We start from the raw sequence: 23874 nt of genomic DNA on the forward strand, positions 1-23874 counted from the left end.
GAAACAAAGGCGCGCGTCGGTCTGGCATTGGCGGGTGGCGGGCCGTTGGGGGCGATCTACGAGATCGGCGCGCTCTGCGCCATCGAGGAGGCGGTCGAAGGCCTGGACTTCACCGCCTGCGACAGCTACATCGGTGTCAGCGCCGGCGGCTTCATCGCGGCCGGCCTAATCAATGGCCTGACCCCGCACCAGCTCTGCGCGGCCTTCATCGAGAACAGCCTGGAGCCGCCCGACAGCTTCGACCCCACGGTGCTGCTGCACCCGGCCTGGGACGAATACCTGGCGCGCCTGCGCAAGCTGCCGCGCCTGGTGGGCGGCGCGATCTGGCAGACCGCCGTGCAGGGCCGCTCGCTGCTGGGCGCCTTCGAGCGCCTCGGCCGCGCCCTGCCCACCGGCCTGCTCTCGGGCGACGCGCTAGCCGCGCAACTGCACAAGCAGTTCAGCCTGCCCGGCCGCAGCGACGATTTCCGCGCCCTGAAGCACCGCCTTGTGCTGGTGGCCACCGATCTGGACAGCGGCGAATCGATTCCGTTCGGCATGCCGGGTTTCGACCATGTGCCGATCTCGCGCGCGGTGCAGGCCAGCGCCGCCCTGCCGGGGCTGTTCCCGCCGGTGGAGATTGGCGGCCGCCATTACGTGGACGGCGCGCTGAAGAAGACCATCCACGCCTCGGTGCTGCTGGAGGAGGGGCTGGATCTGCTGATCTGCCTGAATCCGCTCGTGCCCTACGAGTCCAACCCCCAGGCCGCGGGGTCAGGTTTTGCCAAGAGGGCCAGGATTCCGCGCCTGGTGGACGGCGGCCTGCCGGTGGTGCTGAGCCAGACCCTGCGCTCGCTGATCCACTCGCGCCTGGAGCTGGGCATGAAGGGCTATGCGCGCAGCCACCCCGAGACCGACATCCTGCTGTTCGAGCCCGACCACCGCGACGCCGAGCTGTTCCTGGCCAATACCTTCAGCTATGCGCAGCGCCGCCATCTGGCCGAGCATGCCTACCAGACCACGCGCGCCAAGCTGCTGGAACGCGCGCCCGAGCTGGGCGAGACCCTGGCCGGCCATGGCCTGCGCCTGCGCACCGCCATGCTGCTGGACAACGAACGCCGCCTGCTGCCACCCGAACTGCCCGGCGCCGGCCGCACCGCGCGCGCGCTGGTGCGGCTGGATCGCGCCCTCAGCAGCCTGGAAGCGCGCTACCTGCCGCTGGCGACATGACGCGGCGTGATGCAGATCACGAACCGCCCCCGCAGCCCCAGCACATGAGGGGCTGCCGAGCGCGGCGCCGCACAGCAGAATTCAAACCAAGGCAGCCGAGCAAGCAAGGCCGTCGTTGAGGAAGAAGGAAAAAAAGGCACTCGAGGAGTAGAGACCAAGAGCGCTGCACAAGGCACCAGGGCGAGAGCCCTCGGTGCCTTGTTTGCTTTTACTCAGCCCCTCAGAGATAGCGGCTCTGCAGATGGGCCTTGAAGTGCGCCGGGTTGAGCGTCTCGCCGCTGGCGCGCTGCACCAGCTCGGGGGTCTCGTAGCGGCTGCCCTGGCTCCAGATCTTGGCGTTCAGCCAGTCGAACACGGCGCTCAGCTCGCCGCGCGCGATGCGCGCGTCCAGGTCCGGCATCTCGCGGCGCATCGCCGCGAACCATTGCGCCGCATACATGGCGCCCAGGGTGTAGCAGGGGAAGTAGCCGAACAGGCCGCCGCCCCAGTGCACGTCCTGCATGCAGCCGTCCTTGTAGTTGCCGCGCGTGTCCAGGCCCAGCAGCTCCATCATCTTGGCGTCCCACAGCGCCGGGATGTCGTCCACCTCGATCAGGCCCTCGATGAGCGGGCGCTCGATCTCGTAGCGCAGGATCACATGCGCCGGGTAGGTCACCTCGTCGGCGTCCACGCGGATATAGCCCGGGTGCACGCGCGTCAGCAGGCGGTGCAGATTGCCCTCCTCGAAGGCCGGCTGGTCGCCCAGATGCTTCACCAGCAGGGGGCGCAGCAGGCTTGCAAAGGCCGGGTGGCTGCCCAGCTGCATCTCGAAGGACAGGCTCTGGCTCTCGTGCAGGCCCATCGAGCGCGCGTTGGCGATCGGTTGGCCCAGCCAGTCGCGGCGCAGGTTCTGCTCGTAGCGGCCATGGCCGGTCTCGTGGATGGTGCCCATCAGGCTCTGCATGAAGCTGTCTTCACGGTAGCGCGTGGTCATGCGCACGTCCTCGGGCACGCCGCCGCAGAAGGGATGGGCGCTCTCGTCCAGGCGGCCGGCCTCGAAGTCGAAGCCCATCAGCTGCATCGCGTCATGGCCCAGCGCGCGCTGCGCCGCCTTGGAGAAGGGGCCCACCGGCTGGAGCGTGGTTTCCTGGGCCTGCTTGGCCTGCACGTCCCTGATCAGGCCGGGCAGCCAGCTGCGCAGGTCGCCGAACACGCGGTCCACCTCGGCGGCGCGCATGCCGGGCTCGTACTGGTCCATCAGCGCGTCGTACAGGCCCAGGCCGCTGCTGTCGGCCAGGAACTTGGCCTCCTCGCGGTGCAGGCGCACCACCTCGCGCAGGTTTTCCACATAGCCGGCCCAGTCGTTGGCGGGGCGCTGGCTGCGCCAGGCATGCTCGCAGCGCGAGTTGGCCAGCGACTTGGCCTCCACCAGGGCCTGCGGCAGTGCGTTGGAGGCGCGCCAGGCGCGCTGCATCTCGCGCAGATTGGCGCGCTGCACCTCGTCCAGCGCCTCGCCCTCGGCGCGCGCCAGCAATTCCTTGAGGGCACCATCGGTGGCCAGCTGGTGCAGCAGGCCGCCCATCTCGGCCAGCGCCAGCGAACGTGCCTCGTTGCCCTTGGCGGGCATGTTGGCGGACTGATCCCAGGAGGCGATGGACTGCAGATGGGCGAGGCGGTGCTGGCGCTCGTGGCGGCGGCAGAGGTCGTCGTAAGCGGTGGTCGTGCTCATGATGGTGAGGGCGTTGAAGGTGGCGGCATTGTGTCGCCTGGCGCCGGGGGCGGACAAAGGCCACCCAAGCGGGGGAGCTCTCAGGCGTGAATTTGCCCGGGGAAAAACCACAGCAGGCCCACCGTCATCACCACATAGCGCAGCAACTTGCCCAGCGCCATATAGGCCAGGCTGGGCCAGAAGGGCATGCGCAGCCAGCCCGCCACCGCGCACAGCGGGTCGCCCACCAGGGGCAGCCAGCTGAGCAGACAGGCCTTGGGGCCGAAGCGCTCCAGCCAGCGCAGCGCGCGGGCATGCGGCGGCGCATGGTGGGCGCGGTGCTCGTAGGCGCGCTCGGCGCCATAGCCCATCGCCCAGGTGACGGCGCCGCCCAGGGTGTTGCCCAGCGTGGCCACCGCGATGGCCGGCCACAACAGGCTGGGGTTGAGCTTGACCAGGCCGAACACCGCCGGCTCCGAGCCCAGCGGCAGCAGGGTGGCGGAGATGAAGGACACGATGAAGATCGCCGCCAGCCCCAGGCGCGGCAGCGCCAGCGCTGTCAACATCGCGAAAACCAGCTGTTCCAACCACGCTTCCATCCCTAAGATTATGGGTGGCAGCCATGCCATGCCTGTAAGACCTTGCACTTGTGCCCTGCCCGCGCGGCGGCCAGAGTCGGGAGCCTGGGGCAAGGGGAGTCAAAGCAGTGCGCCAGGGCTGCCGCAGCAAGCGGCGGCACCACAAGAGCGACGTTGACGGTGAGGTCGGGTATGTTGGGGTCCAAAGTGTCGGGCGCAGGCTGGCTGTCGAGGCTGGCCCTGGCCGCGGCTGCCGCGCTGGCGCAAGCACCGGCGGCGGCGCAAGCCATCGAAAACTGCAAGGTCTTGCAGGCCTCGGGCAATCCGCAGTACCCGCCCTATCTGTGGCGCGACCCGGAAGACGAGAGCCGCCTGATCGGCGCCAATACCGAGCTGATGCAGTGGCTGGCCAAGGAGATCGCCATCCCCATCGAGGTGCGCTATGTCGGCCCCTGGGGCCGCGTGCAGGAAGAGACCCGCGCCGGCAAGCTGGACCTGATCGCCGGCGCCTTCTTCACCCAGCCGCGCACCGAGTACATGGACTACTTCCACCCGGCCTTCCGCGAGACCCGCTCGGTGATCTGGGCCCGCAAGGGCGCCAAGTTCAATTACCGCCGCTGGGGCGATCTGGTCGGCCTGCAGGGCGTGACGGTGATCAACAACAGCTTCGGCGAGGAGTTCGACCGCTACGCCAAGGAGACGCTCAAGATCACCCAGGTGGCCAGCCTGGAACAGGCGATCCAGATCCTGCAGCGCGGCCGCGCCGACTACCTGGTCTATGAGGACAGCCCCGGCGAGGCCTTTCTGGCCAAGATGGGCATTGCCGACATCAAGCAGCTCGCGCCCCCGGTGGCGAACGAGAACCTCTACCTGACGCTCTCGCACCGATCGGCCTGCAACACGCCCGAGCTGCGCGGCCGGCTGGCGCGTGCGCTCTACAAGCTCGCGCGCGATCCCAAGCTGATGAACGGCCTGATCGACAAGAGCATCCAGCTCTGGCGCAAGCAGAACCAGGCGCCGTAGTGCCGCGCAGCGGGCGCGCGGCGAGCGGGCCGCGAGGGGCCGCGGGGAAGGTATACTCCTGCCTCATTTTTGAGCAATCGCATCGATTGCCACGCCCGGCCCTCCCCCATGTCCTCCCCCCTGCGCATCGGCCCCTACGCGTTGCCGAACCGGCTCTTCGTCGCCCCCATGGCGGGTGTGACCGATCGGCCGTTTCGCCAGCTGTGCCGCCGCATGGGTGCGGGCTATGCGGTGAGCGAGATGGTGACCTCGCGCAAGGACTTGTGGAACAGCCTGAAGACCTCGCGCCGCGCCAACCATGAGGGCGAGGCGGCGCCGATCGCGGTGCAGATCGCCGGCACCGACGCCGCCATGATGGCCGAGGCCGCGGCCTACAACATCGACCGCGGCGCCCAGATCATCGACATCAATATGGGCTGCCCGGCCAAGAAGGTGTGCAACAAATGGGCCGGCTCGGCCCTGATGCAGAACGAGCCGCTGGCGCTGGAAATCATCGAGGCGGTGGTGCGTGCCGCCCAGCCGCATGGCGTGCCGGTGACGCTGAAGATGCGCACCGGCTGGTGCGAGACCGAGAAGAACGCGCTGCTGCTGGCGCGCGCCGCCGAGGCCGCCGGCGTGGCCATGGTGACGGTGCATGGCCGCACCCGCGAGCAGGGCTACAAGGGCTTTGCCGAATACGACACGGTGGCCGCGGTGAAGGCGGCGCTGGCGATCCCGGTGGTGGCCAACGGCGACATCGACTCGCCCGCCAAGGCCGCCCAGGTGCTGGCCCATACCGGCGCCGACGCCATCATGGTGGGCCGCGCCGCCCAGGGCCGGCCCTGGATCTTTGCCGAGATCGCCCATTACCTGGCCACCGGCGCGGAGCTGGCGGCGCCGCGCGTGCAGGACGCCCAGGCCTGGCTGCTCGAGCACCTGCACGACCATTACAGCCTCTATGGCGAGCTGACCGGCATGCGCACCGCGCGCAAGCACATCGGCTGGGCCCTGCGCGGCCTGCCCGGCGGCGAGGCCTTCCGCCAGCACATGAACACGCTGCAGAGCTGCGAGGCACAGATCGCGGCCATGCGCGACTGGTTCGGCGCCCTCGCCGAGCAGCACGAACGCCTGCCGTATCTGCCCGCGCATGCCTTGACGGCTGACGCGGCCAACGACGAATACTCAGAAGAACAAGCATGACGCCCAAACCGATTGAAACCTGCGTGCGCGAGAACCTGGAAGCCTATTTCCGCGACCTGGACGGCGAAGAGCCGCATTCCATGCACGAGATGCTGATCAAGCTGGTGGAGAAGCCCTTGCTGGAGGTGGTGATGCAGCACGCCGACGGCAACCAGAGCAAGGCCGCCGAATGGCTGGGCATCAACCGCAACACCTTGCGCCGCAAGCTCAGCGACCACCAGATGCTGTAAGCCAGCCCTGCGGCAACGAACCGAATCACAACCTAGCGAGCCCACCATGTCTCAACTGACCGCCCTGATCTCCGTCTCCGACAAGACCGGCATCCTCGAATTCGCCCGGGAGCTGCACGCCCTGAACGTGCGCCTGCTCTCCACCGGCGGCACCGCCAAGCTGCTGGCCGATGCCGGCCTGCCGGTCACCGAGGTGGCCGAGCACACCGGCTTCCCCGAGATGCTGGACGGCCGCGTCAAGACCCTGCACCCCAAGATCCACGGCGGCCTGCTGGCGCGCCGCGATCTGCCCGAGCACATGGCTGCGGCGGCCCTGCACGGCATCGCCATGATCGACATCCTGGCGGTCAATCTCTACCCCTTCGAGGCCACCGTGGCCAAGCCCGGCTGCACGCTGGAAGACGCGATCGAGAACATCGACATCGGCGGCCCGGCGATGGTGCGCAGCGCCGCCAAGAACTGGAAGGACGTCACCGTGCTGACCGACGCCGGCCAGTACGCGGGCGTGCTGGCCGAGCTGAAGAGCGCGGGCAAGACCAGCGACAAGACCCGCTTCGCCTGCAGCGTGGCCGCCTTCAACCGCATCGCCCAGTACGATGCGGCCATCAGCAACTACCTGAGCGCGCGCCAGGACGACGGCAGCCTGTCGGAGTATCCCGGCCAGATGAACAGCTGCTTCGTCAAGGTGCAGGACCTGCGCTATGGCGAGAACTCGCACCAGAGCGCCGCGCTCTACCGCGACCTCTTCCCCGCCCCCGGCTCGCTCGTCACGGGCAAGCAGCTGCAGGGCAAGGAGCTGAGCTACAACAACATCGCCGATGCCGACGCCGCCTGGGAATGCGTGAAGGCCTTCGAGGCCCCCGCCTGCGTCATCATCAAGCATGCCAACCCCTGCGGCGTGGCGGTGGGCGCGGACGCGGCCGAGGCCTATGGCAAGGCCTTCAAGACCGACCCCACCAGCGCCTTCGGCGGCATCATCGCCTTCAACCGTCCGGTGGACGGCGCGGCCGCGCAGCTGGTCTCCAAGCAGTTCGTCGAGGTGCTGATGGCCCCCGCCTTCACCGAGGAAGCGCGCGCCATCTTCGCCGGCAAGGTGAATGTGCGCCTGCTCGAGATCGCCCTGCCCCCGGGCGGCGATACCCCCTGGCTGCAGGGCCGCAACGCGATGGACAGCAAGCGCGTGGGCTCGGGCATCCTCTTGCAGACCGCCGACAACCATTTCCTCAAGGCCGCCGACCTGAAGGTGGTGACCACCAAGCAGCCGACCGCGCAGGAGCTGCAGGACCTGCTGTTCGCCTGGACCGTGGCCCAGTACGTGAAGAGCAATGCCATCGTGTTCTGCGCCGGTGGCATGACGCTGGGCGTGGGCGCCGGCCAGATGAGCCGCATCGACTCGGCCCGCATCGCCAGCATCAAGGCCGAGAACGCCGGCCTCACGCTGAAGGGCTCGGCCGTCGCCAGCGACGCCTTCTTCCCCTTCCGTGACGGCCTGGACGTGGTGGTCGACGCCGGCGCCACCAGCGTGATCCAGCCGGGTGGCTCGATGCGCGACGACGAGGTGATCGCCGCCGCCAACGAACGCGGCATCGCGATGGTGTTCTCGGGGGTGCGCCACTTCCGCCACTGAGTGCGGAGCAAGCACAGGCCCCGCGGCCTGTGCGCCCCCCGCGACTAGACGCACCCCTCTATCTCAGGGACTACACGCTGGTTACATCTCTCTTCTGCGGTTAGCCTCGGGCGAACCCCAAGGAGACGACGAGATGGACCAGTCCCTGCAAGAACGCCTGCACCTGGCTCTGGAGCAGCAGCGCGCGGCCTTCCGCGCCGAGATGATGCCCAGCCTGGCGGTGCGCAAGGACCGCCTGCAGCGCGTCCGGGCCATGACGGCCAAGTATGAGGAAGAGCTGGCGGCAGCGATCTCGCAGGATTTCGGCAACCGGGCGCGCCAGGAGACCCTGCTGGCCGATGTCTTCACCGTCGAGTCCGGCGCCAAGCACGCGCTGCGCCATCTGCGCCGCTGGATGAAGCCCAAGCGCGTGCCCACCGCCCTGCACTTCCTGCCGGCCAGCAACCGCCTGATGCCGCAACCGCTGGGCGTGGTGGGCGTGCTCTCGCCCTGGAACTACCCCTATTACCTGGCCATGGCCCCGGCCATGGCGGCGCTGGCCGCGGGCAACCGCGTGATGATCAAGCCCTCGGAGCTGACGCCCGCCACCTCGGCCCTGATGGCCAGGATGGTGGCCGAGTTCTTCAAGCCCGAGGAAATGCAGGTCATCACCGGCGATGCCGAGGTCGGCCGCGCCTTCAGCCACCTGCCCTTCGACCACCTGTTCTTCACCGGCTCCACCGCGGTGGGCCGGCTGGTGGCGCAGGCCGCCGCGCAACACCTGACCCCGGTGACGCTGGAGCTGGGCGGCAAGTCGCCCGCCCTGGTCGACCCCTCCTGCGACCTCAAGCTGACGGCCCAGCGCCTGGCCTTCGGCATGCTGCTCAACGCCGGCCAGACCTGCGTGGCCCCCGACTACGCCCTGGTGCCCAGGGCCCTGGTCCAGCCCCTGGTGGCCGAGCTGACGGCCGCGGTGCGCCGCCTCTACCCGACCCTGGATGCCAACCCCGACTACACCAGCATCGCCACAGAGCGCCACCATGCGCGCCTGCTGGCCCTGCTGGCCGATGCCAAGGCGCGCGGCGCACAGCTGATCACCACGCACGAGGAGCAGGTCAGCGGCCGCAAGCTGGTGCCGCACATCCTGCTGGGCGTGACGCCCGAGATGACGGTGATGCAGGACGAGATCTTCGGCCCGCTGCTGCCGATCGTGCCCTACGACTCGCTGGACGAGGCGCTCGCCTTCATCAACCGCATGGACCGCCCGCTGGCGCTCTACTGGTTCGGCCGCGACGCTGCGGTGCAGCAGCGCGTGCTGGAGCAGACCCATGCCGGCGGCGTCACCATCAACGACTGCATCTGGCACCTGGGCCAGGAAGACCAGCCCTTCGGCGGCGTCGGTGCCAGCGGCATCGGCTCCTACCATGGCGACTGGGGCTTCCGCACCTTCAGCAAGGAAAAGCCCGTCTTCATCCAGTCGGCCTTTGCCGGCACCAAGCTGTTCTATCCTCCCTACGGCAAGACCTTCGAACGCCTGCTGGGCCTGTTGAAAAAGATTGTCTGATGATGACGCCATGAAAAGACGCAGCCTTCTCAAGCTGGGCATCGCCTCCGGCGTGGTGCTGGCGGTGGCCGGCGGCAGCCTGGCCCTGCTCAAACCTGGCCTGCTCGCCGACGGCAAGCTCAGCCCGGCCGCGCGCCAGCTGATGCGCGCCGTGGCGCTGGCGGTGTTCGACGGCCTGCTGCCCGCCGAGGCGGCGGCGCGCGAGGCGCGGCTCGCCGCGCACCTCGACCAGCTGGACGCCAATATCGCCGGCTTCCCCCCGCATCTGCGCGGCGAGCTTTCGCAGCTGCTGTCGCTGCTCACCAGCAGCGGCGGGCGCCTGGCGCTGACCGGCCTCACCAGCGACTGGGCCGCGGCCTCGGTGGCCGATGTGCAGGCCAGCCTGCAGGCCATGAGCCTGTCCAGCCTGGGGCTCAATCAGCAGATCTATCACGCCCTGCGCGACCTCAGCAGCCTGGTGTTCTTCAGCAACGCGGCCAGCTGGCAGCTGGTGGGCTACCCCGGACCGAGAGAGATTCCCTGATGAGCAGCATTGTTGACCCGATCAAAGAAGGCCTGGCACGCGGCTGGAAGGTGCTGGGAGGCAAGCATGGCCCCCTGCCCACCTCGCTGGACTGCGATGTGGTGATCGTCGGCAGCGGCGCCGGCGCCGGCATCACCGCCGAGCTGCTGGCCAAGGCCGGGCTGAAGATCGCCATCGTCGAGGAGGGCCCGCTCAAGTCCAGCAGCGATTTTCGCCAGCTCGAGGCCGACGCCTATGCCCAGCTCTACCAAGAGGGCGGCGGCCGCAAGACCGCCGACCAGGCCATGCCGGTGCTGCAGGGGCGCTGCGTGGGCGGCTCCACCACGGTGAACTGGGCCGGCGCCTTCCGCACCCCCGAGGAGACGCTGAACTACTGGGTCGACATCTATGGCCTGAAGGAATGCGGTGCCGAGGCCATGAAGCCCTGGTTCGAGCAGGTCGAGGCGCGCCTGAACATCAGCGAATGGCTCACCGATCCGAATGCCAACAACAGCGTGCTGCGCCGCGGCGCGCTGAAGCTGGGCATCAAGGCGCCCACCATCCACCGCAACGTCAAGGGCTGCTGGAACCTGGGCTCCTGCGGCCTGGGCTGCCCCACCAATGCCAAGCAGTCGATGCTGGTGACCACCATCCCGACGGCGCTGGACCTGGGCGCCACGCTGATGGTGCAGACGCGCGCCGACAAGCTCGAGCTCAAGGGCAACCAGATCAGCGGCCTGCTGTGCCAGCCCGTGCACGCAGACGGCAGCCACGCCGGCCCCGCCTTCCGCATCACCGCCAAGCACTATGTGGTGGCGGGCGGCGCCATCAACTCGCCCGCGCTGATGATGCGCTCGGGCCTGCCCAACCCCAACGACCTGCTCGGCCGGCGCACCTTTTTGCATCCCACCGTGGCCAGCAGCGCCGTCATGCCCGAGCCGGTGCAGGGCTGGGCCGGCGCGCCGCTGGCGGTGTTCTCCGATCATTTCCTGCGCACCCAGCCGATCGACGGCGCGATCGGCTACAAGCTCGAGACCGCACCGGTGCACCCGGGCTTTGCAATGACCAATCTGGGCGGCATGGGCCGGACCCTGGTGGACAAGGCCAAGACCTTCCCGCACACCAGCATCCTGATCGGCCTGCTGCGCGACGGCTTCCACCCCGAGGCCGGCGGCGGCGTGGTCGAACTCAAGAGCGACGGCAGCCCGGTGCTGGACTATCCGATCAACGGCTACCTGCTGGATGGCGCGCGCCGCGCCCACCTCAGCATGGTGGAGATCCAGTTCGCCGCCGGTGCCAAGAGCGTGCGCCCGGCGCATGAGCAGGCGCAGGACTACCAGAGCTGGCACCAGGCCCGGGAGGCCATCCTGGCCCTGCCCTACGAGCCCTACATCACCACCATCGGCAGCGCACATGTGATGGGCGGTTGCGCGATGGCGGCCACGCCGGCCCAGGGCGTGGTGCAGCCCGACGGCCAGCATTGGCAGGTCGCCAATCTCTCGGTGCACGACGGCTCGGTGTTCCCCACCAGCATCGGCGCCAATCCGCAGCTGACCGTCTACGCCCAGGCGGCGCGCATGGCCACCGGCCTGGCCAAGCGCCTGACCGAGCGGGACGTGCGGCTGGACAGCCCGGCGGTGCCGGCGTCGGCCGCGTCGGCGGCCTAACTGGCCAGTCAAGCGGCCCGGCGCCGCTTGGCCATCCGCCAGCGCCCGCCCGCGCCTGCCATACTCCGCCGGCCATGAGTTTTCTCGCCAGCCTGCAACTTGCCCTGTATGCCCTGATGTGGGCGTTGGCCAGTGCCACCCACCGCGACGAGCGCCCCGCCCTGCTGCATTGGCTGGGCTTCTCCCTGACAGCAGCAGGGCAGGCCGCGCTGGTGGCGTGGCGGCCCGATGGGCCGGTCTGGCTGACCCACACGGGTTCGAGCCTGGCCACCATCCTGAGCCTGGCGCTGGCCGGGCGCGGCGTGCTGGTGTTCCTGCGCCAGCCGCCGCGCGACGGTTTCTGGCTCGGCATGCTCGCGGTCGCGCTGCCGGCCCTGGTGTGGATCGGCCCGGGCGACACGCCCACGCGGGTGGCCGCCATGTCCGGCTTCAATGCGGGGCTGCTGATGGTCGCCTTCTGGCTCGCCCGCCCCGCCTTTGTGCAGGAATTCGGCCTCCGCATCGCGCTGTGCGCCACCCTGCCCGCCGCGGCGCTGCTGGGCATGAATGTCTTCTTCGTGGTGCAGGGCCTGCGCCGGGTGCCCGTGGACATCGTCGGCGCCAACGCCATCTCCACCAGCACCTGGGTGCTCACCCTGGTCAGCGCGGCGGCCTTCAACTTCCTGTTCTTCTTCCTGGTGACGATCCGTCTGCTGCAAAGCCTGCGCCGGCAGGCCGGCCTGGACGCGCTCACCGGCCTGCCCAACCGGCGCGCCATGCAGGAGCGCCTGCAGTTGGAGTGGGAGCGCGCGCGGCGCTATCAAACCCCCTTCGTGGCCATCGCCACCGACATCGACCATTTCAAGCGCATCAACGATCGCTACGGCCACGGCATGGGCGACCAGGCCCTGCGCGCCGTGGCCAAGACATTGCAGGACCATGTGCGCGAGACCGACCACCTCAGCCGCTTCGGCGGCGAGGAGTTCCTGGTGCTGATGCCCCAGGCCAGCGCCGCGACCGATGGCCTGCGACTGGCCGAGCGCCTGCGCAGCGCGGTGGCGGCGATGCGGCTCAGCGGCCCCGATGGCAGCGTGATCGGGCTGAGCGCCAGCTTTGGCGTGAGCGAATACCTGGCTGAGGACGCCGATAGCGACCAGCTGCTGCGCCGCGCCGACCAGGCGCTCTACCGCGCCAAGCACCAGGGGCGCAACCGCGTGGAGCTGCAGGCCTCCTAGAATCCCCCCATGTCTCTTGCCGCCTCCACCGGCCTGTTCCTGGCCGCGCTGGCACGCCTCATCACCGGCGCCCAGGGCCATTGGAAGGGCTGCCCGCCGATGGCGGAGCAGCGCATCTACTTCGCCAACCACCAGAGCCATTTCGACTGGGTGCTGATCTGGGCGGCGCTGCCGCGCGAGTTGCGCGCGCAGACGCGCCCGATCGCGGCGCGCGACTACTGGACCGGCTCGCCGCTGAAGACCTGGCTGACCTCGGATGTCTTCAACGCCATCTATGTGAGCCGCACCCGCAGCACGCCCGACGAGGACCCGCTCGAACCGCTGGTGGACGCGCTCGCCAAGGGCGACTCGCTGGTGATCTTTCCGGAGGGCACGCGCTCCAACCGCGGCGAGCCGCAGTCCTTCAAGGCCGGCCTCTACCACCTGGCCGAGCAGTTCCCGCAGGCCAAGCTGATCCCGACCTGGATCGACAATGTGCAGCGCGTCATGCCCAAGGGCGAGGTCGTGCCGGTGCCGATCCTGTGCACCGTCACCTTCGGCGCGCCGCTGCAGCTGCAGCCCGAGGAAGACAAGCGCGCCTTCCTGGAGCGCGCGCGCGCCGCGGTGATGGCGCTGAAGCCGGGCGGGTGGCGCGAATGAACGCCCTGCGTTGGCTCAAATCGCTCAACAGCGCCGAGCAGGTGGCCTTCCTGTTCGTGCTGCTGTTCGGGGCGCTGCTGCTGGCCAGCATCGTCGGCTTCGTCTATTCGCTGAAGCGCCGCAACGACGGTGTGGACGACGAGACCGATCTGGAAGGCTGGCAGCGCTTCCGCCACGAGCTCAACATCGTCTGGGTCGGCGCCTGCCTGTTCTGGGCCGCCTGGGTCTCAGGCCCGGTGGGCGCCACCCTGCTGTTCGGGGTCTTCTCCTTCCTCGCGCTGCGCGAATTCATCACCCTGATGCATACGCGCCGCGGCGACCACCGCAGCCTGCTGCTGGCCTTCTTCGTGATCCTGCCGCTGCAGTACGTGCTGGTGGGCACGCGCCACTTCGATGTGTTCTCGGTGCTGATCCCGGTCTACAGCTTCCTGGCCATCCCGGTGGTGAGCGCGATGGCCGACGACCCGGCGCGCTTCCTGGAGCGCAATGCCAAGATCCAGTGGGGCATCATGGTGTGCGTCTACGGGCTCTCGCATGCGCCCGCCCTGCTGCTGCTGGAATTCCCCGGCTACCAGGGGCGCGGCGCCTTCTTGCTGTTCTTCCTGGTGATGGTGGTGAGCTGCGGCCAGATGGCCCAGTACCTGGCCGCCAGCCAGCTGCGCCGCCGGCCGCTGGCGCGCCGCATCAGCCGCAGCTTCTCGATGCGGGCCTGGTGGTTCGGCGTGCTGATCGCCTCCTTCGTCGGCGCCCTGCTCTACTGGATCACACCCTTCAAGGTCGGCCAGGCGGTGGTGATGGCCTTCATCGCCGCCGGCGCCGGCAGCTTCGGCGCGCTGGTGATGAAGGCGCTCAAGCGCGATGCCGGCGTGCATTACTGGGGCAACCGCAGCTCCATCACCGGCGCGGTGGGCCTGCTCGACCGCATCGCGGTGATGTGCTTCGCCGCGCCGGTGTTCTTCCACTCCGTGCGTTGGTACTTCAAGCTCCCCCTATGAGAATCCTCGGTATCGACCCCGGGCTGCAAACCACCGGCTTTGGCGTGATCGACGCCGACGGCCCACGCCTGAGCTATGTGGCCAGCGGCACCATCAAGACCAGCGCGGTGGCCACCGGCGACCTGCCGGCGCGGTTGAAGATCATCTTCGACGGCATCCGCGAGGTCACGGCGCGCTACGAGCCGCAATGCGCGGCGGTGGAGATCGTGTTCGTGAACGTGAACCCGCAATCCACCCTGCTGCTGGGCCAGGCGCGCGGCGCGGCCCTCACCGCCCTGGTGTCCAAGGACCTGCCGGTGTCGGAATACACCGCGCTGCAGATGAAGAAGGCCATCGTCGGCCATGGCCATGCCAAGAAGGAGCAGATCCAGGCGATGATCAAGCGCCTTCTGAACCTGCCCGGCGAACCCGGCAAGGACGCCGCCGACGCGCTGGGCCTGGCCATCATGCATGCGCATGCGCGCGTATCCTTCGAGGCCATGAGCAAGAGCACCACCCTGCAACGGCGCCAGCACGCGCAGTTCAAGGGCGGACGCACGTATTGACCAGGAGTACCCATGTTCGGCATCGCAGACTATGGCGCTTTCGTCGCCGCCATCATCATCTTCCTGGCCATCCCGGGCCCGGGCAATCTGGCCCTCATCACCTCCACCGGCAAGGGCGGGGTGCGCGGCGGGCTGGCGGCCACGCTGGGCGTGATCGCGGGCGACCAGGTGCTGATGTGGCTGGCGGTGGCCGGCGTGGCGGCGCTGCTGAGCGCCTATCCCGCCGCCTTTGCCGCGGTGCAATGGCTGGGCGCGGCCTATCTGGGCTGGCTGGGTCTGAAGATGCTGCTGGCCAAGCCGGGCGATGCACCGGTGCTGCAGATCCGGCCCAGTCAGTATTTCCGCCAGTCGCTGCTGATCACCCTGCTGAACCCCAAGGCCATCGTGTTCTACATGGCCTTCTTCCCGCTCTTCGTCGATCCGCTGCGGCACCAGGGCCTGCTCACCTTCGGCGCCATGGCGCTGACGATCGCGGCGCTCACCTTCGCCTACGGCCTGGTGGTGGTGCTGCTGACGCACCGGCTGGGCGAGCGCCTGCGCCAGCGGCCCGCCATCGGCCAGGCGCTGCAGCGCCTGGCGGGCGTGTTCCTGATCGGCTTCGGACTCAGGCTGGCGCTGTCGCGCTGACTTTTTTTTCTCGGCGCCATGGAATAAACAGGCCCCGCCAGGTGTTTACTGGGCATCCACCAACGGAGATGCCCATGCATGCACGCCTGTTCCCCCTTGCCTCCCTCGTGCTCGCCGCCAGCCTGGCCGCCTGCGCCACCATGGCCCCAGCGCCCGCCAGCGTGGCGGACGGCGTGCTGGTAGGCCCCAACCAGATGACGCTCTACACCTTCGACCGCGATACCGCGGGCGCCGGCAAGAGCATGTGCATGGGCCCCTGCATCGGCCTCTGGCCGGCCCTCAAGGCCGCCGACGACGCCAAGGCCAGCGGCGACTGGACCATCATCAGCCGCGACGACGGCGCCAAGCAATGGGCCTACAAGGGCAAGCCGCTGTACTTCTGGAGCAAGGATGCCAAGCCCGGCGATCGCACCGGCGACGGCTTCAACAAGGTCTGGCACCTCGCCACGCCCTGAGTTCCTGGCCCCATGCTGGAAGAGACGCTGCCGCACCTGCCCCGCCTGCGGCGCTATGCGCGCTTGCTGACGGGCGATGCGGCACGCGCCGACGACCTGCTGCAGGACACGCTGGAGCGCGCCGCGCGCAAGTGGGCCTTGTGGCGGCCCGAGCTGGGCGCTGCGGGCGCGGCCGACCGGCAGGGTGCGCTGCGCGCCTGGCTGCTGACCCTGATGCACCGCCACTTCCTTACCCAGCTGCGCGACCAGCGCCAGCATCTCTACGAGGAATATGTGGACGAGCACGCACCGGCGCATGACCCGCAGCCGCAGTGGCAGCAGCGCATGGACCTCGAGCGCGCCCTCGCCGCGCTGCCGGCGGCGGCGCGCGAGGTGCTGCTGCTGGTGTGCGTGGAAGAACTCTCCTACGAAGACGCGGCCCGGGTGCTGGAGCTGCCGGTGGGCACGGTGATGTCGCGCCTGTCGCGCGCCCGTGAACGCCTGCGCAAGCTGATGCATGACGAGCAGCCCGCGGCCGGCGCCACCCTGCGCGTGGTGAAGTGAACGACAAGGCCGCGCCATGAATACCATCAAGACCATGGACGAAGCCACCCTGCACGCCTATGTGGACGGGCAGCTGACGCCTTACGAGGCCGCCGAGGTGGCGCAATGGCTGCAGAGCCACCCGGATGACGCCCAGCGCGTGCTGTCCTGGCGCAGCCAGCGTGCCGCGCTGCAGGGCCTGCACGCCGAGATGCTGGACGAGCCCCTGCCGCCGGCGCTGCTGCGCCGCCTACACAAGCCGGCCGCGCCCGCCGCTGCCAATGCCGCGCAGTTCTGGCGCCAGGGTCTGGCGGCGGCCTGCCTGCTGGCCGTGGGTTTGGCCGGCGGCTGGTACGGCCACGCCAGCTGGCCGGGCGATGCCAGCCCGCCGCAGGCGAGCGGCGCCAGCACGCCCGCCTTCGTGCGCGACGCCGCCATCGCCCATGTGCTCTACCAGCCCGAGCGCCGCCATCCGGTCGAGGTGGGCGCCGACCAGCAGGAGCATCTGGTGCAGTGGCTCAGCAAACGCCTGGGCCAGCCGCTGCGCGTGCCGGACCTGCGCGCCGACGGCTTTGCGCTGATGGGCGGCCGGCTGCTGCCCGCCGGCGAGGCGCAGGCTGGCGGCGGCGATCACAACGCGGCGCGCGCCCAGTTCATGTACGAATCGGCCCAGGGGCAACGCCTGACCCTCTATGTCTCGGTCGCTCCGGCCGGCCAGGCCGCCGCGCCCACCGCCTTCCGCTTTGCCGAGCAGGGCCAGGGCGCCGGCCTGACGCGCAGCTTCTACTGGATCGACGGGGCGCTGGGCTATGCGCTGAGCGGGCCCTTCGGGCAGGAACAGCTGGCGCGCCTGGGCAGCCAGGTCTACGCCCAGCTGGGCGCGAGCTGAGCGCCTGGCCAAGCGGCCCTGCTGCCATGCCCTGGCAGCAGCAGCGGGCACAATCCGGCTCCTGACTCGCTCAAGCGCCCTCCCGCATGACCCTGATCCAGTTGATTGCCGGCTTTGTGGCCAGGCATCGTCGCGCCTATGCCGCCTCGGCCCTGATGCTGCTGAGCATCGCCCTCATCACCGTGTGGATCCCGCGCCAGGTGGGCCAGGTGGTGGACGGCCTGGTGGCGCACCGGCTGCAGGGCGGCGGCCTGCTGCGCGAGCTGGCCTGGCTGCTGCTGGCCGCGCTGGCGATCTATCTGCTGCGCGTGGGCTGGCGCCTGGCGCTGTTCGCCGCCGCCTACGAGCTCGGCCGCGAGCTGCGCACCCGGCTGTACCGCCAGCTGAGCCTGCAGGGCCCGGGCTTCTTCCAGGCCGAGCGCACCGGCGACCTGATGGCACTGGCCACCAACGACATCGACGCCGTCGAGATGGCCGCGGGCGAGGCCCTGCTGGCGGCCTTCGACGGCAGCCTCACCCTGCTGCTGGTGGTCGCCATGATGACGCTGGGCGTGGACTGGCGCCTGGGCCTGGCCGCGCTGCTGCCCTTCCCGCTCATGGCGCTGGCCTTCTGGCGCATCTCCGAACATGTGCACCAGGCCTGGAAGGCCTCGCTGGAGCGCTTCTCCGGCCTCAACCAGCATGTGCAGGAGGCGCTCAGCGGGGTGCGCACGCTGCGCGCGCTGGGGCTCACCGCGCGCAGCACCGGGCAGTTCCACGCGCTCGCCGACCATGCCGGCGAGGCCGCCTACCGCGCCCAGCGCTGGGAGGCCGCCTACGAGCCGGCGGTGGGCATGACGCTGGCCAGCGCGGTGGCGATCGCGCTGGGCCTGGGCGGCTGGCTGGTGGCCCGCGGCGAGCTCAGCATCGGCTCGCTGACCTCCTTCACCATGTACCTGGGCCAGCTGATCTGGCCGATGTTCGCGGCCGGCTGGGTGCTCTCGCTGCTGGAGCGCGGGCGGGCCGCCTGGGCGCGCCTGCAGCCGGTGCTGGATGCGCCGCTGAGCCTGCGCGACGAGGGCCGCGCGGCGCTGCCGGCCATGTCAGGCAGCGCCGGCATCGCCTTCACGGCGCTCGCCTTCAGCTACCCCGGCAACCCGCGCCCGGCGCTCGACGGGGTGGAGCTCGCGCTCGCGCCCGGGCAGACCCTGGGCCTGGTGGGCCCCACCGGCGCCGGCAAGTCCACCTTGCTGCGCCTGCTGCTGCGCCAGTTCGAGCCCGACCGGGGTCAGGTCTTGCTGGGCGGCCTGCCGGTGCAGCAGATCGCCCTGCCGGCGCTGCGCCAGGCGCTGGCCTGGGTGCCGCAGGAGCCCTTCCTGTTCTCCGCCAGCATTGCCGAGAACATCGCGCTGGCCCGCCCCGACGCCAGCCCGGCGCAGATCGTCGAGGCCGCCACGCTGGCGGCCGTGCATGCCGACATCGCCGCCCTGCCCCAGGGCTACGACACCCTGGTGGGCGAGCGCGGCGTGACGCTCTCGGGCGGCCAGCGCCAGCGCGTCGCGATCGCGCGCGCCCTGCTCAGCGAGGCCCCCATCCTGCTGCTGGACGACGCGCTCTCGGCGGTGGACACCGGCACCGAGACGCAGATCCTCGGCCATCTGCGAACCCTGCGCGAGCGCCACCCCGAACGCACCGTCATCATCGTCAGCCACCGGCTCAGCGCGGTGATGGAGGCCGAGCAGATCGCCGTGCTGCGCCAGGGCCGCATCACCGAACGCGGCGACCATGCCAGCCTGCTGGCGCAAGGCGGCTGGTACGCCACGCAATGGCGCTACCAGCAACTGGAGGCCAGCATCGATGCACTCTGAAGATCCCTCCCGACAGCCCTCACCCTGGTCCGCCGTGGGCCTGCTGATGCAGGCCGCGCGCCCGGAACGCCGCTCGCTCGCCTGGGGCCTGCTGTGGCTGCTGAGCGCCGCCGGCCTCGAGGCGCTGGGCCCGATGCTCGGCAAGCGCTATATCGACCAGTACCTGCTGCCGCGCCAGTTCGACGTGAGCGCCATGGCCGGCCTGCTGCTGACCCTGATGTTGTGCGGCTGGGCCTCCAGCTGGATCCGCTATGCCCAGCTGGCGCGCATGGCCGGGGTGGCGCGGCGCTCGGTGCTGCGCCTGCGCGAGCAGGTGTTTGCCCATGTGCTGGCGCTGCCGATGGCCTTCTTCGACCGCGCCATCACCGGCCAGCTGGTGAGCCGCGTCACCAACGACACCGAGGCCGTCAACACGCTCTACCGCCAGGTGCTCTATGTGATGCTCGATTCGAGCATCGTGGTGCTGGGCTCGATGGCGGCGATGGCCTGGCTGGACCTGCGCCTGATGCTGATCGTGGCGGCCCTGGTGCCGGCCAGCGTGGCCATTATCTGGCTCTACCAACGCTGGAGCGCGCCGGCGGTGCAGCGCACGCGCCAGCTGCGCAGCGACATCAATGCCCAGATGGCCGAGAGCATTGCCGGCATGGCGGTGCTGCAGGCGGCCGGCGCGGGCACGCGCTTCGCGCAACGCTTCGGCCGCATCAACGCGCAGCACCTGGGCTCGCGCGTGGCCGAGCTGCGCGCCAATGCCTGGCTGCTGCGCCCGGCGCTCGACCTGCTCAACGTGATGCTGCTGGTGACGGTGATCTACGGCTTCGGCCTGCGCGAGATGTCGGGCGTCGAGGTGGGCCTGCTGTACGCCTTCCTCAGCTATATCTCGCGCGTGGTGGAGCCGCTGATCCAGATCACCATGCAGTTCGGCCAGCTGCAGCAGTCCATGGTGGCGGCCTCGCGGGTGCGCAGCCTGCTGCAGGAGGGCGTGGCCGACGACGCCAGCCAGGCCGGCCTGCGCGTCACGCGCGGCGCCATCAGCGTGCAGGCCTTGAGCTTCGCCTATGCGCCCGGCCGCCCGGTGCTGCAGGACATCAGCCTGGAGATCCGGGCCGGCGAATTCATCGGCATCGTGGGCCACACCGGTTCGGGCAAGTCGACCCTGCTGTCGCTGCTGCTGCGCTTCTACGCCAGCGCGCCGGGCTGCATACGCATCGACGGCCTGGCGCTGCAGAGCCTGCCCGATGCGGCCTTCCGTGCCGCCGTGGGCCTGGTGCCGCAGGAGCCCTATCTGATGGCGGCCAGCGCGCGCGAGAACATCGCCATGGGGCGCGACATCAGCGAGGCCGCCATCGTCGAGGCCGCCAAGGCCGCACGCATCCACGACTTTCTGTGCACGCTGCCGCAGGGCTATGACACCCTGCTGGGCGAGGGTGGCGCACGCGTCTCCACCGGCCAGAAGCAGCTGATCGCGATGGCGCGCGCGCTGGCGGCGGCGCCGCGCATCCTGTTCCTGGACGAGGCCACCTCCAACATCGACAGCGCCACCGAGGCGCTCATCAGCGAGGCGCTGCTGGCGCTGCGCGGCCGCGTCACCATCGTGGCGATCGCGCACCGCCTTTCCACCATCCGCGAGGCCGACCAGATCGTGGTGCTGAACCATGGCCGCTTGCAGGAACGCGGCCGGCACGAGGACTTGATGGCGATCGAGGGCGGGCTCTACCAGCGCCTGGTGCAGCTGCAATCGCTGGAAGAGCTGGGCTAGAGGAGCAGAGCCAGACGCTCCAGCACCAGCACGGCGAAGAAGCCGAGGCCGGCGATCACCGTCCATTTGATGATGAGCACGCCGCGGCGGCGCCAGATGTCCTGGCGCGTGCCGATGTACATCGCGAAGCAGAGAATGCTGGCGGCCATCAGCAGGCCGATGAGGAGGCGGAAGATCATTGTTTACCAGGCCGGCGCCAGCTCGGCGAAGCCGCGCGGGGCCGCGGCCTCGTCCTCGAAGGTGACGATGTCGTAGGCGCTCTCGTCCGCCAGCAGGGCGCGCAGCAGCTTGTTGTTGAGCGCATGCCCGCCCTTGAAGGAGGTGTAGGCCGCCAGCAGCGGATAACCGGCCACCTGCATGTCGCCGATGGCGTCGAGGATCTTGTGCTTGACGAACTCGTCGTCGTAGCGCAGGCCGTCGGCATTCAGCACGCGGTAGTCGTCCACCACGATGGCGTTGTCCATCGCACCGCCCAGGGTGAGGCCGCGCGAGCGCATCAGCTCGATGTCCTTGGTCATGCCGAAGGTGCGGGCGCGCGCGATCTCCTTCTTGTACTGGCCGCTGCCCATGTCGAACACATAGTGCTGGCCGGTGGCGGAGACCGCCGGGTTGTCGAACTCGATCTGGAAGGAGAGCGTGTAGCCATGGTGTGGCTCCAGCCTGGCCCACATCAGGCGCTTGCCCTCGCCCTGGCGCACTTCCACGGCCTTCTTCACACGCAGAAAGCGCTTGGGCACGTTCTGCAGCTCGATGCCCGCGCTCTGCAGCAGGAACACGAAGCTGGCAGCCGAGCCGTCCAGCACCGGCACCTCGTCGGCATTGATGTCGACGTAGAGATTGTCCAGACCCAGGCCGGCGCAGGCCGACAGCAGGTGCTCGATGGTCTGCACCTTGGGCGCGCCGGGGTCGCCGCCGGGGCTGATGGTGGTGGCCATGCGGGTGTCGCAGACGGTGTCGGCGCGCACCGGGATGTCCACCGGCGTGGCCAGATCGACGCGGCGGAACACGATGCCGGTATTGGGCGCGGCGGGCCGCAGCGTGATCTCGACCTTCTGGCCGCTGTGGATGCCCACGCCGACGGCACGGGTCAGCGACTTGAGGGTTCTTTGCTTCAGCATGATGGCCGGGATTCTCCCCGATTCGGGTTTTTCATGCGGATGGCGGGTCATCGAGCGGCTCGCGGGAATCGCGGTTCACCGGCAGGCGCAGCGTCATCACCGTGCCATGGCCGGGGCTGCTTTCCACCCGCAGGCTGCCGCCCAGATGCTTGGCGCGCTTCTGCAGGCCGCGCAGGCCGCGGCCGCGCTGCACCGTCTCGATGTCGAAGCCCTCGCCATCGTCCTCCACGCGGATCTCGATCTTGCTGCCCAGATCGCGCGTGACGATGCGCACGCGCGTGGCGCGCGCATGCTTGAGCGCATTGTTGAGCGCCTCCTGCATCAGGCGCAGCACATGCAGGGCGTCGGGCGGCTCCAGCCAGTCGAGCTGGGGCAGGTCGTGCACATCCCATTCGAGCTTGAGGCCGCCGGCCTGCAGGCGCTTGCCGAGGCGGTAGCGCATGGTGGCCAGCAGCGATACCAGGTCGTGGCCCACCGGCTCCAGCGAATCGATCACCAGGCGCAGATCGTCCACGCATTCGCGCAGCACCTCCACCACCTGGTCCTGCTCCATCGTGCCCTGCCCCACCGCCACCATGGCCGAGAGCAGGGACGAGCCCAGGCCGTCGTGCATATCCTGCATGAGGCGCTGGCGCTCCACCAGCAGGGCCTGCTGGCGCTCGGATTCGCGCAGCCGGTCGTGCTGGCTCTGCAGCGCCGTGCCCTGCGCCACCAGGCGCTGCGCGAGCTGCTCGTTGGCAAACTCGTTCTGGCGCAACGCGCCGACGTAGCGGCACTGCACCGCATAGAGAAAGCTGGCCAGCACGATCAGCGTGGAGAAGGGCATCAGATAGATATGCTCTGCGCCCCACCAACCCGCCAGCATGCCCAGGTCGTGCAGGCCCAGCACCAGGCCGGCCATCAGGCTCAACGAGATCCAGCGCAGCTCCGCGCTGCCCTCGCGCCAGGCCACCCGCACCACGAAGGCCGTGCCCAGCACGCCCACCACCGCGTTCGCCAGGTGCAGCACCACCACGCTGTCATAGAGCCGCCCCATCACCGGCACCGAGAGCAGGCTGCTGGCCAGCACAAAAGCACCCAGGCCCAGCTCGAAGCGCGCAAAGCGTCGATGCGCAAAACGCAGCGCGAACATGAAGATCAGCAGCATCACCCAGGCCATCGAGGCATGGGTGGCCCACCAGAACCAGTCCAGCGCCAGCTTGGTGCTGGGCATGTCCAGCGAGTAGTGCAGATTGCGGAACAGCCAGGCCAGGCAGGCCAGCGCGAACAGCAGGTAGGCGGGCTCGTCGCGGCGCTTGAGCCAGAGGCTGAGGGCAAAAGCGCCCAGCACGACCAGCGTCATGCCGGTGGCCAGCGGCACGCCGATCTGCAGGCCCCAGCGCCAGTTGTAGGCGGGCTCGAGCTCGTCGCGCGGGCCCAGCCTGACGCTGGAGACGGCGAACAGGCTGCCGGTATAGACCGGCGCCGCCACCACCAGCTCAATCGCCTTGCCCTTGTGCAGATCGCTCAGCGCCGCGGGCAGCACCACCCACAGCGGCCGCACCCATTGCTCGCGCGCGCCGTTCTGGTTGTCGAACACCGGGCGCCAGCCCTGGTCGGTGCGCACCAGCACCGCCGCCGCCAGCGTGACCAGGCGCGGCATATAGAGCGCCAGGCTGGTGGGCCAGCGCTCGTGCTCGGGTTCGTAACGCAGCCGGTACCAGCGCATCTGGTAGGCGGGCTGCTCCTCGGTGCCGGCGCGCGGCGTCTCCTGCACATCGGGCAGGCGCACCGGCTTCCAGGCCTTGGGATCGCTGGGCGGTTGCAGATGGGCGGGCAGATCGCCCTGCGCGCCGTCGATGGCGCGCAGGCCGGCCCACCAGGCCTTGAGGTCCTGGCGGGACCAGTCGGAGACGGCCAGTTCGGCTTGACCGGCCTGAGCGGCCTGCTGCGCCTGCGCGGGTGCGGCCAAGCCCAGCAGGCAGAAAGCCAGCAGGCCAATGCAGGCGAGAAAGGACCTCACTGGGCCCTCACCCGGTCATC

General features: G+C 69.5%; 23 protein-coding genes. 18 read left to right on the forward strand and 5 right to left on the reverse strand.

Annotated elements, in window-relative coordinates; all coding sequences use genetic code 11:
• Positions 1-45 precede the first annotated feature (45 nt).
• Positions 46-1209 carry a patatin-like phospholipase family protein gene (locus PFX98_RS01745; RefSeq protein ID WP_285233453.1) on the forward strand — a complete coding sequence of 388 codons (1164 nt, stop codon included), beginning with the start codon at positions 46-48 and terminating at the stop codon, positions 1207-1209.
• A 220-nt stretch (positions 1210-1429) separates the two neighbouring features.
• Here the strand turns inward: PFX98_RS01745 and PFX98_RS01750 are convergent, their stop codons facing one another.
• Both PFX98_RS01750 and PFX98_RS01755 read right to left on the reverse strand, forming a co-directional pair.
• Positions 1430-2917: a carboxypeptidase M32 gene (locus PFX98_RS01750; RefSeq protein ID WP_285233454.1), complete on the reverse strand. Its 1488-nt coding sequence runs from the start codon at positions 2915-2917 to the stop codon at positions 1430-1432.
• Between the two features lie 80 nt (positions 2918-2997).
• Positions 2998-3495 carry a YqaA family protein gene (locus PFX98_RS01755; protein ID WP_285233455.1) on the reverse strand — a complete coding sequence of 166 codons (498 nt, stop codon included), beginning with the start codon at positions 3493-3495 and terminating at the stop codon, positions 2998-3000.
• Between the two features lie 171 nt (positions 3496-3666).
• On the opposite strand from PFX98_RS01755, the gene PFX98_RS01760 reads away from it, so the two are divergent.
• The 17 genes from PFX98_RS01760 to PFX98_RS01840 all read left to right on the forward strand — a co-directional run bounded on the left by PFX98_RS01760 (position 3667) and on the right by PFX98_RS01840 (position 20734).
• Positions 3667-4497 (forward strand): substrate-binding periplasmic protein, encoded by an 831-nt coding sequence (locus PFX98_RS01760; RefSeq protein WP_285233456.1) that lies wholly within the window; start codon positions 3667-3669, stop codon positions 4495-4497.
• Positions 4498-4605: 108 nt separating this feature from the next.
• Complete coding sequence (gene dusB / locus PFX98_RS01765; protein ID WP_285233457.1) at positions 4606-5676, forward strand: tRNA dihydrouridine synthase DusB; 1071 nt, start codon at positions 4606-4608, stop codon at positions 5674-5676.
• Positions 5673-5906: a Fis family transcriptional regulator gene (locus PFX98_RS01770; protein WP_285233458.1), complete on the forward strand. Its 234-nt coding sequence runs from the start codon at positions 5673-5675 to the stop codon at positions 5904-5906. The genes dusB and PFX98_RS01770 overlap by 4 nt, the downstream gene beginning before the upstream one ends.
• 46 nt (positions 5907-5952) lie before the next feature.
• Entirely contained in the window at positions 5953-7533 is a 1581-nt protein-coding gene (gene purH / locus PFX98_RS01775) for a bifunctional phosphoribosylaminoimidazolecarboxamide formyltransferase/IMP cyclohydrolase (protein ID WP_285233459.1), read from the forward strand.
• A 133-nt stretch (positions 7534-7666) separates the two neighbouring features.
• Positions 7667-9076 (forward strand): coniferyl aldehyde dehydrogenase, encoded by a 1410-nt coding sequence (locus PFX98_RS01780; RefSeq protein ID WP_285233460.1) that lies wholly within the window; start codon positions 7667-7669, stop codon positions 9074-9076.
• A gap of 10 nt (positions 9077-9086) precedes the next feature.
• Positions 9087-9599: a hypothetical protein gene (locus PFX98_RS01785; protein WP_285233461.1), complete on the forward strand. Its 513-nt coding sequence runs from the start codon at positions 9087-9089 to the stop codon at positions 9597-9599.
• On the forward strand, positions 9599-11245 hold the full coding sequence (locus PFX98_RS01790; protein WP_285233462.1) for a GMC family oxidoreductase: 1647 nt from the start codon (positions 9599-9601) through the stop codon (positions 11243-11245). The genes PFX98_RS01785 and PFX98_RS01790 overlap by 1 nt, the downstream gene beginning before the upstream one ends.
• Positions 11246-11319: 74 nt before the next feature.
• Positions 11320-12459 carry a GGDEF domain-containing protein gene (locus PFX98_RS01795; RefSeq protein WP_285233463.1) on the forward strand — a complete coding sequence of 380 codons (1140 nt, stop codon included), beginning with the start codon at positions 11320-11322 and terminating at the stop codon, positions 12457-12459.
• A 9-nt stretch (positions 12460-12468) separates the two neighbouring features.
• Entirely contained in the window at positions 12469-13098 is a 630-nt protein-coding gene (locus PFX98_RS01800) for a lysophospholipid acyltransferase family protein (RefSeq protein WP_285233464.1), read from the forward strand.
• Positions 13095-14093, forward strand: a complete 999-nt coding sequence (locus PFX98_RS01805) for a phosphatidate cytidylyltransferase (protein WP_285233465.1) — start codon at positions 13095-13097, stop codon at positions 14091-14093. Before PFX98_RS01800 ends, PFX98_RS01805 begins: the two co-directional genes overlap by 4 nt.
• Positions 14090-14638, forward strand: a complete 549-nt coding sequence (gene ruvC / locus PFX98_RS01810) for a crossover junction endodeoxyribonuclease RuvC (protein ID WP_285233466.1) — start codon at positions 14090-14092, stop codon at positions 14636-14638. The genes PFX98_RS01805 and ruvC overlap by 4 nt, the downstream gene beginning before the upstream one ends.
• A 12-nt stretch (positions 14639-14650) precedes the next feature.
• Entirely contained in the window at positions 14651-15265 is a 615-nt protein-coding gene (locus PFX98_RS01815; RefSeq protein WP_285233467.1) for a LysE family transporter, read from the forward strand.
• 74 nt (positions 15266-15339) lie between these two features.
• Complete coding sequence (locus PFX98_RS01820) at positions 15340-15720, forward strand: COG4315 family predicted lipoprotein (protein ID WP_285233468.1); 381 nt, start codon at positions 15340-15342, stop codon at positions 15718-15720.
• A 12-nt stretch (positions 15721-15732) separates the two neighbouring features.
• Positions 15733-16263 (forward strand): RNA polymerase sigma factor, encoded by a 531-nt coding sequence (locus PFX98_RS01825; RefSeq protein ID WP_285233469.1) that lies wholly within the window; start codon positions 15733-15735, stop codon positions 16261-16263.
• Positions 16264-16279: 16 nt separating this feature from the next.
• On the forward strand, positions 16280-17131 hold the full coding sequence (locus tag PFX98_RS01830; protein ID WP_285233470.1) for an anti-sigma factor family protein: 852 nt from the start codon (positions 16280-16282) through the stop codon (positions 17129-17131).
• Positions 17132-17217: 86 nt separating this feature from the next.
• Positions 17218-18978 (forward strand): ABC transporter ATP-binding protein, encoded by a 1761-nt coding sequence (locus tag PFX98_RS01835; RefSeq protein WP_285233471.1) that lies wholly within the window; start codon positions 17218-17220, stop codon positions 18976-18978.
• Positions 18968-20734, forward strand: coding sequence for an ABC transporter ATP-binding protein (locus PFX98_RS01840; protein ID WP_285233472.1), 1767 nt, complete (start codon positions 18968-18970; stop codon positions 20732-20734). Before PFX98_RS01835 ends, PFX98_RS01840 begins: the two co-directional genes overlap by 11 nt.
• Here PFX98_RS01840 and PFX98_RS01845 read toward each other — a convergent pair.
• Genes PFX98_RS01845 through PFX98_RS01855 form a run of 3 tightly spaced genes read right to left on the reverse strand, consistent with a single transcriptional unit; the run spans position 20731 to position 23854 of the window.
• The gene (locus PFX98_RS01845; protein ID WP_285233473.1) at positions 20731-20913 is read right to left on the reverse strand and encodes a hypothetical protein; all 183 of its coding nucleotides are present in this window, start codon (positions 20911-20913) and stop codon (positions 20731-20733) included. The genes PFX98_RS01840 and PFX98_RS01845 overlap by 4 nt on opposite strands.
• 3 nt (positions 20914-20916) lie before the next feature.
• Complete coding sequence (gene lpxC / locus PFX98_RS01850; protein ID WP_285233474.1) at positions 20917-21852, reverse strand: UDP-3-O-acyl-N-acetylglucosamine deacetylase; 936 nt, start codon at positions 21850-21852, stop codon at positions 20917-20919.
• Positions 21853-21883: 31 nt separating this feature from the next.
• Entirely contained in the window at positions 21884-23854 is a 1971-nt protein-coding gene (locus tag PFX98_RS01855) for a sensor histidine kinase (RefSeq protein ID WP_285233475.1), read from the reverse strand.
• Positions 23855-23874 lie beyond the last annotated feature (20 nt).

The sequence above is a fragment of the Paucibacter sediminis genome (assembly GCF_030254645.1).
Lineage (GTDB): Bacteria > Pseudomonadota > Gammaproteobacteria > Burkholderiales > Burkholderiaceae_C > Paucibacter_B > Paucibacter_B sediminis.